The 11,559-nt window shown below is 60.8% G+C and carries 11 protein-coding genes; 7 read left to right on the plus strand and 4 right to left on the minus strand.

Annotated elements, in window-relative coordinates:
- Nucleotides 1–10: 10 nt before the first annotated feature.
- Nucleotides 11–1,279: a diaminopimelate decarboxylase gene (gene lysA / locus I3J13_RS21765; RefSeq protein ID WP_196380201.1), complete on the plus strand. Its 1,269-nt coding sequence runs from the start codon at nt 11–13 to the stop codon at nt 1,277–1,279.
- A gap of 177 nt (nt 1,280–1,456) precedes the next feature.
- Nucleotides 1,457–4,144 (plus strand): TIGR02302 family protein, encoded by a 2,688-nt coding sequence (locus tag I3J13_RS21770; RefSeq protein ID WP_196380202.1) that lies wholly within the window; start codon nt 1,457–1,459, stop codon nt 4,142–4,144.
- 268 nt (nt 4,145–4,412) lie between these two features.
- Here I3J13_RS21770 and I3J13_RS21775 read toward each other — a convergent pair whose 3' ends face one another.
- The 3 genes from I3J13_RS21775 to I3J13_RS21785 all read right to left on the minus strand — a co-directional run bounded on the left by I3J13_RS21775 (nt 4,413) and on the right by I3J13_RS21785 (nt 6,199).
- Nucleotides 4,413–4,772, minus strand: a complete 360-nt coding sequence (locus I3J13_RS21775; RefSeq protein WP_003497441.1) for a response regulator — start codon at nt 4,770–4,772, stop codon at nt 4,413–4,415.
- 142 nt (nt 4,773–4,914) lie between these two features.
- Nucleotides 4,915–5,457 (minus strand): hypoxanthine phosphoribosyltransferase, encoded by a 543-nt coding sequence (gene hpt, locus I3J13_RS21780; protein ID WP_004445644.1) that lies wholly within the window; start codon nt 5,455–5,457, stop codon nt 4,915–4,917.
- A gap of 70 nt (nt 5,458–5,527) precedes the next feature.
- Entirely contained in the window at nt 5,528–6,199 is a 672-nt protein-coding gene (locus tag I3J13_RS21785; protein WP_196380203.1) for a hypothetical protein, read from the minus strand.
- Nucleotides 6,200–6,400: 201 nt separating this feature from the next.
- On the opposite strand from I3J13_RS21785, the gene ftsE reads away from it, so the two are divergent.
- From ftsE to I3J13_RS21805, 4 genes are all read left to right on the plus strand, one after another.
- Nucleotides 6,401–7,060 carry a cell division ATP-binding protein FtsE gene (gene ftsE, locus I3J13_RS21790; protein WP_003497447.1) on the plus strand — a complete coding sequence of 220 codons (660 nt, stop codon included), beginning with the start codon at nt 6,401–6,403 and terminating at the stop codon, nt 7,058–7,060.
- Nucleotides 7,053–8,060, plus strand: a complete 1,008-nt coding sequence (locus I3J13_RS21795) for a cell division protein FtsX (RefSeq protein WP_065657057.1) — start codon at nt 7,053–7,055, stop codon at nt 8,058–8,060. Before ftsE ends, I3J13_RS21795 begins: the two co-directional genes overlap by 8 nt.
- A gap of 127 nt (nt 8,061–8,187) precedes the next feature.
- The gene (locus I3J13_RS21800) at nt 8,188–8,904 is read left to right on the plus strand and encodes a YdcF family protein (protein ID WP_020808963.1); all 717 of its coding nucleotides are present in this window, start codon (nt 8,188–8,190) and stop codon (nt 8,902–8,904) included.
- A 115-nt stretch (nt 8,905–9,019) separates the two neighbouring features.
- The gene (locus I3J13_RS21805; protein WP_196380204.1) at nt 9,020–9,820 is read left to right on the plus strand and encodes a lysophospholipid acyltransferase family protein; all 801 of its coding nucleotides are present in this window, start codon (nt 9,020–9,022) and stop codon (nt 9,818–9,820) included.
- Here I3J13_RS21805 and I3J13_RS21810 read toward each other — a convergent pair.
- Nucleotides 9,790–10,344, minus strand: coding sequence for a gamma-glutamylcyclotransferase (locus I3J13_RS21810; RefSeq protein WP_080858151.1), 555 nt, complete (start codon nt 10,342–10,344; stop codon nt 9,790–9,792). The genes I3J13_RS21805 and I3J13_RS21810 overlap by 31 nt on opposite strands.
- Nucleotides 10,345–10,393: 49 nt before the next feature.
- Between I3J13_RS21810 and I3J13_RS21815 the strand changes: the two genes are divergently transcribed.
- Nucleotides 10,394–11,395 carry a DUF2125 domain-containing protein gene (locus tag I3J13_RS21815; protein ID WP_196380205.1) on the plus strand — a complete coding sequence of 334 codons (1,002 nt, stop codon included), beginning with the start codon at nt 10,394–10,396 and terminating at the stop codon, nt 11,393–11,395.
- Nucleotides 11,396–11,559 lie beyond the last annotated feature (164 nt).

Below are 11,559 nucleotides of genomic sequence, written 5' to 3' on the forward strand. Positions count from 1 at the left end.
ATAAAAGCCTGTGAACCATTTTGGCTATATCGACGGCGTGCTGCACGCCGAAAACGTGCCTGTGCCCGAGATCGCCAAGGCGGTCGGCACGCCATTCTACGTCTATTCGACTGCGACGCTGGAGCGCCATTACAAGGTGTTTTCCGGCGCCTTTGCGGATGTGGACGCCATGGTCTGTTACGCCATGAAGGCCAATTCCAACCAAGCGGTTTTGAAGACGCTGGCAAAGCTCGGCGCGGGCATCGACGTCGTCTCGGGCGGCGAATTGCGCCGCGCACTCGCAGCCGGCGTTCCGGCAAGCCGCATCATGTTTTCCGGCGTCGGTAAAACCGTGGCCGAGATGGACTATGCGCTGGAAGCTGGCATCTATTGCTTCAACATCGAATCCGAGCCGGAACTGGAAGTCCTCAACCTGCGCGCCGTGAAAGTCGGCAAGCGGGCGCATGTCTCCTTCCGCATCAATCCGGATGTGGATGCGCGCACCCACGCCAAGATTTCCACCGGCAAGAAAGAGAACAAGTTCGGCATTTCATATGAACGCGCCCGCGCGGTCTACGCCCATGCAGCCACTTTGCCAGGCATCGAAGTCACCGGCATCGACATGCATATCGGCAGCCAGATCACCGAATTGCAGCCTTTCGAGGATGCCTTCCGGTTGCTGCGCGAACTTGTCGAGGCGCTGCGCACCGACGGCCACACCATCAGCCACGTCGATATTGGCGGCGGTCTCGGCATTCCTTATCGCGATGACAATAATCCGCCGCCGCTGCCGGATGCCTATGCCCATATCGTCAAGAACGAGCTGAAGAGCCTCAACTGCAAGATCGTCACCGAGCCGGGCCGCCTGATCGTCGGCAATGCCGGCATTCTGGTGACGGAAGTAATCTATGTGAAGGACGGCGGCGAAAAGACCTTCGTGATCGTGGATGGCGCCATGAACGACCTCATCCGCCCGACGCTTTACGAGGCCTATCACGGCATCCGCCCGGTGGTGCAGCCGGCAGAAGATGCGCCCCGCATCAAGGCCGATATCGTCGGCCCCGTTTGCGAGACCGGCGACTATCTGGCGCTCGACCGCGAGATGGCTGCCCCGCAGCCGGGCGATCTGATCGCCGTCAGTTCCGCAGGCGCCTATGGCGCGGTGCAGGCCGGCACCTACAACTCGCGCCTGCTGGTGCCGGAAGTGCTCGTGAAGGATGACAAATTCCACGTGATCCGTCCGCGCGGCACCTATGAAGAGTTGATCGCGCTCGATTCCGTGCCCGCCTGGCTCGATTGATCTCGCCGCATCACCGGTCGGCCGATCACAATCAAGCGAAGCTGCCTAAAAAATGGGGGTGAGGGCTTGGGTGCCCTCGTCTTCGCCACAAAGAATGTTATCCTTGCTCCCGTGATATAAACAGCGCGCCGTTCCGGGAATGGCGTTCGACGTGGCCAGAACCGGGAGAACGGATTGATGACCACAGCCGGAGAGGACAGGACAGGCAGAAAGCGCCCGACCGGCGCATTCGCGCAGCGGCCGGACCTTGCCCGCCGGGTTGCCGCCAAGCGCTTCTTCGCAAAAATCGTGCTGCTTTCGGAAAAAATTGCGCCGAAAACGCTTTGGCCACTCTCCATCGCCGCCGTGTTTCTAGCGCTTGCCTGGTTCGGCCTTTACCGACAGATGCCGGATTTCCTGCGGCTCGGCGTTGTTTTCGTGCTCGTCTTCTCCTTCATCGCCACTCTCCTGCCAATCGTGCGGCAGAAATGGCCGACGGACCACGATGCGTCCCGTCTGCTTGAAGATCGCAACGGTCTCGCGCACCAGCCGGTTGGCGTGCAGGAGGACGAACCGGCCTTCGATACGCCTTTTTCCCGAACGCTGTGGAAAGAGCACCAGATCCGCATGGCGGAGCGCATCGCCGCGCTGAATGCCGGCCTGCCGAAACCCGATATCGCCCGTTATGACCGCCTCGCGCTGCGCACCGTTCCCGCCCTTCTTCTCGCCGCCGCCTTCGGTTTTTCCTATTCCAACGGCGCGGGCACGATTGCCGATGCCTTCCGCAGCCAGCCGGCCGTCGGTCCCCTCAATCCCGATATCCGTCTTGATGCCTGGGTCACGCCGCCATCCTATACCGGCCGCGCGCCGATTTTCCTGACTGGACGCGACGCAACCAACCGCGACGCGGTTTCCGTGCCGCAATCCTCCAAGCTGACGATCCGCATGACCGGCGGCGATGGCGGCGAGGAAGTGACTTTCGAGCCTGAAATGGCGGGCGCGCTGCAAAAGCTTGCGCCGGAAGCGGCGCGTGCCGACAGCGCAAGCGGCGATATCGCCGTTCAAACGCCGGTTCGTTCGGCGGATCAGCCCGTCGCGCCGCGCACCTTCGCCATGGATGTTACCGAAAGCGGCATGATTACCGCCAATGGCGAACAATGGGTGTTCAACGTCATCCCCGACCAGCCGCCCAGCATCGCTTTCGACAACATGCCGCGCCGGGCCGTCAATGGCGCGCTGGAAGTGGGCTTTACCGCCAAAGACGATTATGGGCTGAAGGAAGCCCATGCCATCATCGAGCCGATTGGCGTTGCGGAAGGTGCGACCGCGCTTTATCCGCCGCCGGAATTCAAGCTCGATCTGCCGCGGCAGAACAATCGCGAGATCAAGGGCCTGACCAGCCGTAACCTGACCGAACATCCGATGGCGGGAAAACGCGTGCGCATCACGCTGGTGGCGACGGACGGCGCCGGTCAGACCGGCCGCAGCCCCGCGCATGAAATGGTGCTGCCGGGCCGCAACTTCTCCGAACCGCTGGCGGCCTCCATTGCCGAGCAGCGGCAGATCTTCTCGCTCGACACGCGCCAGATGCCGAAGGCGATCGCCTATAACGAGGCGGTGGGCCTGCGCCCGGAAGAGACCATTCCCAACACCACCCATTATCTCCTGCTACAATCGGCGCAGACCCGCATGCGGCTCGCCTATAACGAGGAGATGCTGAAGGATACGGCCGATTATCTCTGGGAAATCGCGCTCGGCATTGAGGATGGCGACCTTTCGCAGGCCGAAAGACGCCTGCGCGATGCGCAGACTGCGCTTTCCGAAGCGCTTCAGCGCAATGCCTCCGACGAGGAAATCGCCAAGCTGATGCAGGAGTTGCGGGAAGCCATGCAGCAGTTCATGAGCGAGCTTGCGCAGCGCATGCAGAATGCGCCGCAGGCCAACATGAACAGCCAAGCACAGAACGTATTGCGCCAGCGCGATCTGGAAAACATGATGAACCAGATCGAGAACCTCGCCCGCTCCGGTAATCGCGACGCGGCGCAGGAAATGCTCTCGCAGCTGCAGCGCATGATGAACAATCTGCAGGCCGGCCGGCCGCAGCGTCAGGGCCAGCAGGGGCAGCAGCAGAGCAGCAAGATGCGCCAGCAGATCGACAAGCTGGGCGAAATCCTGCAGCAGCAGCAGAAGCTGATGGACGAGACCTTCAAGCTGGATCAGGCGCTGCGCGACCGGATGCAGCGCGGTGACCCGCAGCAGGGCGACGACGAGCAGCAGATGGGTGAAAACGGCCAGCAGCCGCAAGAAGGACAGCAGGGTCAACAGGGCGAAAATGGCCAGCAGGGCGGACAGCCAAGTGACCAGATGACCGCCGAACAATTGCGTGAAGCGCTGAAAAACCTGCGGGCCCAGCAGGATGCGCTCGGCAAGCAGCTCGGCGAATTGCAGCAGGGGCTGCGCGATCTCGGCATGGAACCGGGCGAAAACTTCGGCAAGGCGCAGCAGGAAATGCAAGGAGCCGGTGAGGCGCTGGGCAAGGGCCAGGGCGAACAGGCCGTCGAAGGTCAGGGCAATGCGCTGAATGCGCTGCGACAGGGCGCGCAGGACATGATGGGCCAGATCATGCAGGCCATGCGCCAGCAGGGCCAGCAGCCGGGACAGGGGCAAGAAGGCATGGCGGGCCAGGGCGGCCAGAACGGCCGTGATCCGCTCGGCCGTCCACGCAGCACCACCGGCCCGGATTTCGGCGATCAGGTGAAGGTGCCGGACGAAATCGACGTGCAGCGCGCCCGCGAAATCCTCGAGGCGATCCGCGAAAAGCTCGGCAACAATCCGCCCGGTGAAATCGAGCGGCGTTATCTGGAGCGGTTGCTGGATATACAGTGAGGATCGGAAGCCGTTCACGGCGATCCGGCCCTTCACTTTAATCGCGCAGCTTTCCGGAAAAGCCGGCAGCGGGAAATGTGTTCGGCAGTCGCCAAACACTCTACGTCATCCTCGGCCTTGTGCCGAGGATCTGCCAACCTCCCATGAAACCGATACGTCGCAGATGCTCGGGACAGGCCCGAGCATGACGGAGGAGAGAGTTGACAACTACGCAACAAAAAAGGCGACCCAAGGGGCCGCCTTTCTCAAATCTGTGTAACGTTTTCACTCAGGCCGCAAGCGCCCGCGCCACAGCCTTGCGAATATCCGGAAGCGCAAAGGGTTTGGAAACCACATCCACGATCTTCTCCGCCAGATCGTCAGCCCGTTCGCGCTGCTCGGCGTAACCCGTCATTAGCAAAATGCGCATGGCCGGGAAGCGTTCGGCGGCGCGGTGCGCCAGCTCGATGCCATCCATGACCGGCATGCGGATATCCGAGAGAAGAAGATCGAAACTGGTTTCCTGAAGCTTTTCCAGCCCCTGCTCGCCATCCGCCGCCTCATGGGTCTCGTGACCGTCGAGACGCAGCGCGCGAGCGACGAAAGCCCGCAATGCATCCTCGTCTTCGGTAATCAGAATCTTCGCCATTACTCATTGCTCCTGGGCATCATTTCCAGCCGTGAGCAACATCGCAGGCTCCTCTTTTCAAGAGGTAAACACCCAGCCCTTCGCTGGGTGAATGGTTAATGAGGCGTCTCCGCGCTGTGCCGTTCCGGCACGGCAAAATTGCTCAGGCGTCGCCGGTCACGACGCCGACAAAGGGCAGTTCGCGGAAGGCATAAGCGACATCCATGCCGTAACCCACGACGAAATAATCCGGACACTCGAAACCGACATAATCGGCCTCCAGATCTTCCTTGCGCTTGACCTTCTTGTCGAGCAGCACGGCGATGGTGACGTTGCGAGCGCCGCGTTCGTAAAGCAGTTCCTTGGCAAAACGCAGCGTGCGGCCGGATTCGAGAATATCGTCGATCAAGAGGACATCGCGGTCCTTCACGTCGCTGTCGATATCCTTGACGATCCTGACGCCTTGCGAAACCGTGCCGGTGCCATAGCTCGACAGCGTGATGAACTCGACTTCAGGGGCAAGGCCGCTGTCATGCAGCGCGCGGATAAGATCGGCCGCGAAAATGAACGATCCCTTGAGCACGGCAATGACCAGTAAATCCTTGGTCGGGCCGCTGGCGATGTGCTTGGCCATGTCGCGATTGCGCTCGGCGATCTGCTCGGCGGTATAAAGCGGCTCGATGTTTTTTCCACGGACGACGGGCATTCTTACTCCTGTGCTGCGCCTTGCCGATTTTACCTTTCAGTAAAAATACGAAGACCATGCGTTAGCACAGTCAGCGTTCGGACGCACCCGCCTCAGCGAAGGAAAGCTTGATCTCGGGCGTTTTTCCACCGGGATGGCGCAGTTTTGCCGAAAAACCGTGGCTGAAACCGGGCTGCATCTCCTTCACCGGCGGCTCGATGACCATGCTGGCCACCAGTTGTCCCTTGGCGGCGAAGAGATCGGCGCGGAGAGCCGGCACCTCTTCGAGATTGCCGCCATTATTTTCGACAATGCCGTTGATGAGCAGAGTATCCATGCCATCCGCCTCCATCGGGGTCACGGTGACATGGGAAATGGCGAGCGGGTTCACCGAAGCGGCAACAGCCGGCTTTTCCGGCACGACCACCGAGAGACCGCCCGAGCAGACGAAGACGAAAATCGCGAGCCCCGCCACGAGCGCCGAATAGGCGTCCGCCGAAAGACGGGATAATCTGCGGTCCAGCCAGCCGATGAAGGCGAGGCCGAGCGCACCGATGGTGACGGGAGGTTTTGCCGCCTGCCGGCGCGCTGCACCGCGATTGTCGTTTCCGGGTTGCCGCGAACGGTTTTCCTTGATGGTGACAAATTCCGCGTCTACCACATCGCGGTCGGGATTTGCCGCCCGCGCCGTGCGGCGCACCGGCGTTTCCGGCATCAGGAGGTCGAAATCGAATGCCGCTTGCCGGCGAGATGAACGGAACATAGCCATAGAATTCCTTGGGTGAGGTTTTCCGGCCCGCAAAACTGGGCATTGCAACGAATCCTGCCAAGTTTTAAATTTAATTGGTTAATGCTTCGCAAAAACGGCTCGCACAGGCTGCCGGATCCGGGTTAAACCCCGACATCCGAACCCCATGCGCCAGCGGCTTGCGAACCACCACGAAACGAAGAGACTGGAAGTCCGTTGATCCATTTCGAAAATGTCGGGTTGCGTTACGGCATGGGACCCGAAATCCTGAGGGACATGACCTTCGATATCCCCAAGGGTTCGTTCCAGTTTCTGACCGGCCCGTCGGGCGCCGGCAAGACGACGCTGCTCCGCCTGCTTCTGATGTCGCTGCAGCCGACGCGCGGCAATATCCGCATGTTCAACCGCGATGTGTCGCGCATTCCGCGCAGCGAGTTGCCGATGCTGCGCCGCCGCGTCGGTATCGTGTTTCAGGATTTCCGGCTGCTCGATCACCTGACGACCTATGAGAATGTCGCCCTGCCGCTGCGCGTACGCGGCAAGGAAGAGAGCGCCTATCGCAACGATGTGATCGAGCTTCTGAAGTGGGTGGGGCTCGGCGAGCGCATCAATGTGCTGCCGGCCATTCTTTCCGGCGGGGAAAAGCAGCGCGCCGCCATTGCCCGCGCGCTGATGGACCAGCCCGAAATCCTGCTGGCCGACGAGCCGACCGGCAACGTCGATCCGCCGATGGCCAAGCGCCTTCTCAACCTTTTCCTGGAACTCAACCGGCTGGGCACGGCCGTCGTCATCGCCACCCATGATTTCGGCCTGATGGACCAGATCGATGCGCGCCGGATGATCCTGACCGAAGGGCGGCTCGACATCTATGAATGAGATCAACCGCAAACAATTGAAGCCGGAAGCGGCGCAGCCGAAGCGCCCACCCATGCGCATCCGCCCGATGGCGCCCATTCTGCCGCCCTCCAATATTCAGGGCAATGCGCTGATGGTGGTCATCGCCATCATGGCCTTTCTCGCCTGCCTGACGCTGGGCGCCGTCTCCATGGTGCGCGCCACCGCCGCCACCTGGCAGAGCCAGATTTCCCGTGAGATCACCATCCAGATCAAGCCCGAGGACGGGCTGGACATGGATGCGGCGCTTAACAAGGCGCGCAACCTGGCGCTCACCTTCGTCGGCACGCGGGATGGCACCATCCTCGACGATGCGGCGACATCGCGCCTTTTGGAGCCGTGGCTCGGCAGCGGTCTCGATCTTTCCGAATTGCCGGTGCCGCGTCTCGTCGTCATCACCATCGACGAAAACAATCCGCCCGATTTCCAGGCGATGCGGGATATGCTGAAGGCCGAGATTCCGCAGGCATTTCTGGACGACCACCGCACCTGGGTCGACAGGCTGGTCTCCATGGCGAGAACCACTGTCATGATCGGCGTCGGCGTTCTTATCCTCGTTTTCACCGCCATGGTGCTGACGGTGGTGTTTGCGACGCGCGGCGCGCTTTCCGGCAACCGACATATCGTCGAGGTTCTGCATTTCGTCGGCGCGGAAAGCAGTTTTGTGGCGCGTGAATTCCAGAAGCACTTCCTGAAGATCAGCCTCAAGGGGGCGGCGGCGGGCAGCGCACTGGCCGCAGCGGTTTTCCTTGTTGCCGGTTTCTGGCAATCGAGCACGGTCGCCACGCCGCAGAGCGATCAGGCGAGTGCGCTTTTCGGCTCGTTTTCGGTCGGTCTCGGCGGTTATTTCGGCATTGCCATGACGATGATCATCATCGCGCTTTTGACCACCATCACGGCGCGCGTGACCGTCATCCGCACCATCGACGATATCGACCGCGTCCGCTCCGATCCATCGAAAAGCGACGGTCTTGCATCGTGAGAACACCCCGGAATCCTGCGGTAAAACTGAAACCGTCACAAGCCGGATGTAACCTGCAGACGGTGGACAAAAATGCCTGTTCCTTGCCTTAATCGGCGAGTATTCAGGAGGAATGTTTGTGAGTCGGATGGACCAGGATCAGACGACAGCGCGACCGGCCAGAAAGGGCCTGTTGTCGCGGCGCGGTCCTCTGCGCCGTTTTATTCGCGGCCTCATCCTGCTTTGCGTCATTGTGCTTGGCGCATTTTCCGGCGGTTTCCTGTGGTTTGCCGATTCCGTCGCCTCCATGCGTCCGCCGGAGGGGGCGAGAGGCGATGCCATCATCGTGCTTACCGGCGGTTATCAGCGCATCGAACAGGCGGTCGGCCTGCTGAGAGACGGCGTGGGCAAGCGGCTTCTGATTTCCGGCGTCAACCCGGCCACCACCCGCTCGCAGATCCGCAAGATGACGCAAGGGTCATCCGACATGTTTTCCTGCTGCGTGGATATGGGCTATAAGGCGATAGACACGATCGGCAACGCCAGTGAGGCGGCAAGCTGGATACGCGATCACAATTATTCCTCCATCGTCGTCGTCACCAATAATTATCATATGCATCGCAGCCTGCATGAATTGCGCAGCGCCAGCCCGCAGACGCAATTCATCGCCTATCCCGTCATCAGCGCCGATCTTGCCCGCACCAACTGGTTCGTGGAGCCGGATGTGGTGAGAACCATGCTTTACGAATATCTAAAGTTCGTGGCGGCGGCGGGACGCGACCTCACCGGTTTCGGCAAGGGCGACGGTCTGCGCAAGGCCGCCGCCGATCATTCCCGGATAAAGACGACAACCGCTTCATCCTGACCGGCGAGAACGCGCTTGCTGCGGCCCCTTGTTTTCGTGTAGGCGTCTGGCATCGGCATCCGGCATCGAGGCCTGTCCAAGGCTTCGGAACGGCTGCGCTCCGGGAAGGCTGTTGATGCTCAAGCTGCGCTCTTTTCTTTTCAATACGCTGTTTTATCTCAACCTGATTGTCCGCATGATCGTGCTGACGCCGATCTATTTCATCCTGCCGCGCAAGATCGCCTTCGAAATTCCGAAGAACTGGGCGCGGTCCAATCACTGGCTGATGAAAACCATCGTCGGCACCACCTTCGAGATCGAGGGGCTGGAAAACATTCCCGAGACCGGCTGCATCTTCGCGCCCAAGCATCAATCCTTCTGGGATACCTATGCGCTGCTCCCCAATCTGCCAGACCCCGTTTACATTCTGAAACGGGAGTTGATGTGGATTCCGCTGTTCGGCTGGTACGTGATGAAACAGCGCATGATCCCGGTCAACCGCGCCGCACGCGGCAAGGTGATGCTGAAGGTGATGGAGCGGGCGAAAGAGGAAATGGCCGCCGGCCGCGAACTCATCATCTATCCCGAAGGCACGCGCCGCCCGCCGGGCGCCGAGCCCGAATATCGTTATGGCATCGCAAGGCTTTACCGCGATCTGCAGGTTCCGGTCATTCCCGTCGCCATGCATCCCGGCCTCTTCTGGCCGCGCCGTTCCACCATGCGCTATCCCGGCCATTTCAAGGTGCGTATCCTGCCGGCCATCGAGCCGGGGCTGGACCCCGACGTGTTTTTCAAGCGCCTGATCGACGTAACGGAAAAGGCGAGCGACGAGTTGCTGCTGGAAACCGTGCGCAACAACCCGCATTTGCCGCTGCCGCCGACCGCCGTGAAGCGGATCGCCGAACTTCAGGGCAAGGAAACCGCCGCCGCCGGCTGAGCGGCAAGCGTGCCGACATTTTTGGCGATGCTCTCCAGCAGGGAATCGCGAATACCCATCTCCTGCAGATGCTGTACGGTGTTGAAGACATAATCCGTATTCGGCCCGGATCGGCCCGATGCGGCTGCAACGATGGTCGCCGATTCGGCAACACCGAGACCGCCGATATATTGCTCATGCGCGGGATCGGCCACATAGGTCACCGCGCTGCTGCGTCTGCCATCGGAAAGCGCGATGGAAACCAGCCGCTCCTTATAGACATTCGTCACCAGTTCGCGCTCGCGCAGATAGATCATGACCGGCTCACGGTCCTGTCCGCGCACGCGGAAAGCGACGCCAAGGCAGGAACCGCCGCGCTCCAGGCCGAGAACGAGACCGGGCTTTTCTTCGGTGCCTCTATAAAAGTTGGAACTGATACAAAGCGAGCGCCGATACCCGTGCAGCCGCGCCTGCTGCCGCTCTTCAAAGGCGAAGCCGGGGTTCCACATCAACGAACCGTAGCCAAAGACCCAAAAATCGTCCATATCCCAAGCCAAATCGAAATTGTCTGAAGTCTGTTCATCGGAGATCAATATGGCAGCGTCAAGCCAATCCGGCACCGCCAAAAAATTCCTCTGGCTCGCCATCGCCATCCTCGTGGTCATCGGACTTTATACCGCCGGGTGGTTTTACGCCGCCGACAGGCTGAAGCAGACGGTTCTGAACGTCATTGCCCCCTCGCAGGCCCGCAGCGTCAGCGGCGAATGCGGCGATATCGCCTTCAAGGGTTATCCCTTCCGCATCGGCCTCTTCTGCTCCAAGGTGACGGTGGATGACAAGGAGAACGGCGTTTCCGCTTCCTTCGGCGAACTTCGCTCGGCGGCGCAGGTCTATAATCCCGGCCACATCGTCTGGGAACTCGATTCGCCGGCGGAAATCCGTTCCGCCCACGGTCTGACGATTTCGGCCGCCTGGCAGAACATGCAGTCCAGCATCGTCACCAAGCTGAAGGGCATCGATCGCAGCTCGCTCGTCATCGACGGGCTGAAGGCGCAGGCGGTTTCTTCCGTCACCGGCCAGACCATCGATTTCGATGCGGTAAAAACGGAAATGCATCTTCGCCAGAACGGCGCGGATCTCGACGGGGCCATCACGCTCACCGACTCCGCGACCGTCATCAAGGACTGGCCGCAGCTTCTGCCGCGCCTCAACGCCATTGCCGATATCACCCTTGCCGGCAAGGCGGGCATGGTGGATGGCAGCGACAGATCGGGCCTTTATGGCGCGAGCGGCGAGCTTCGCCGGCTGGTGGCCGATATTGGCGAGGGCCGCACCATGCGCATCAGCGGCCCCTTCTCCTTCGACAATGAGGGCTATCTCTCCGGCCAGTTCAAGCTGGAAATCGAAAAGCTCGGCGCATGGTCGGACAATGCCAAGCAGGTCTTCCCGCAGTTGCAGTCCACCATCGATACGGCCCGCAAACTGCTCGGCGCGCTCGCCGGCGGCGGTGATCGGGCATCCGTCGATCTCGTTGTGGATCGTGGCCGCGCCACGGTCAGCGGCTTTATTCCACTTGGGAAAATCCCGCCGATCTGAAGGATTGATTTATACTCGGCGTCATCCTCGGGCTTGATGTACAGCCCGGAGACATAGTTGACAGATGTTCGGAGACATCCCTGACACTTTTTCTGCTTGGCGGAGGAGTGTCGGGATGGCTTGGCGGGAGATTTCTGTCATGGATCAACGCACAGAGTTTGTGA

Source organism: Agrobacterium leguminum (assembly GCF_015704895.1).
GTDB lineage: Bacteria > Pseudomonadota > Alphaproteobacteria > Rhizobiales > Rhizobiaceae > Agrobacterium > Agrobacterium leguminum.

Coding starts and splice junctions, on each gene's coding strand:
- I3J13_RS21810 (WP_080858151.1), bottom strand. CDS start 10,344: ATGGACGATTTTTGGGTCTTTGGCTACGGTTCGTTGATGTGGAACCCC.
- I3J13_RS21805 (WP_196380204.1), top strand. CDS start 9,020: ATGCTCAAGCTGCGCTCTTTTCTTTTCAATACGCTGTTTTATCTCAAC.
- I3J13_RS21770 (WP_196380202.1), top strand. CDS start 1,457: ATGACCACAGCCGGAGAGGACAGGACAGGCAGAAAGCGCCCGACCGGC.
- hpt (WP_004445644.1), bottom strand. CDS start 5,457: ATGCCCGTCGTCCGTGGAAAAAACATCGAGCCGCTTTATACCGCCGAG.
- I3J13_RS21815 (WP_196380205.1), top strand. CDS start 10,394: ATGGCAGCGTCAAGCCAATCCGGCACCGCCAAAAAATTCCTCTGGCTC.
- I3J13_RS21775 (WP_003497441.1), bottom strand. CDS start 4,772: ATGGCGAAGATTCTGATTACCGAAGACGAGGATGCATTGCGGGCTTTC.
- I3J13_RS21795 (WP_065657057.1), top strand. CDS start 7,053: ATGAATGAGATCAACCGCAAACAATTGAAGCCGGAAGCGGCGCAGCCG.
- I3J13_RS21785 (WP_196380203.1), bottom strand. CDS start 6,199: ATGTTCCGTTCATCTCGCCGGCAAGCGGCATTCGATTTCGACCTCCTG.
- I3J13_RS21800 (WP_020808963.1), top strand. CDS start 8,188: ATGGACCAGGATCAGACGACAGCGCGACCGGCCAGAAAGGGCCTGTTG.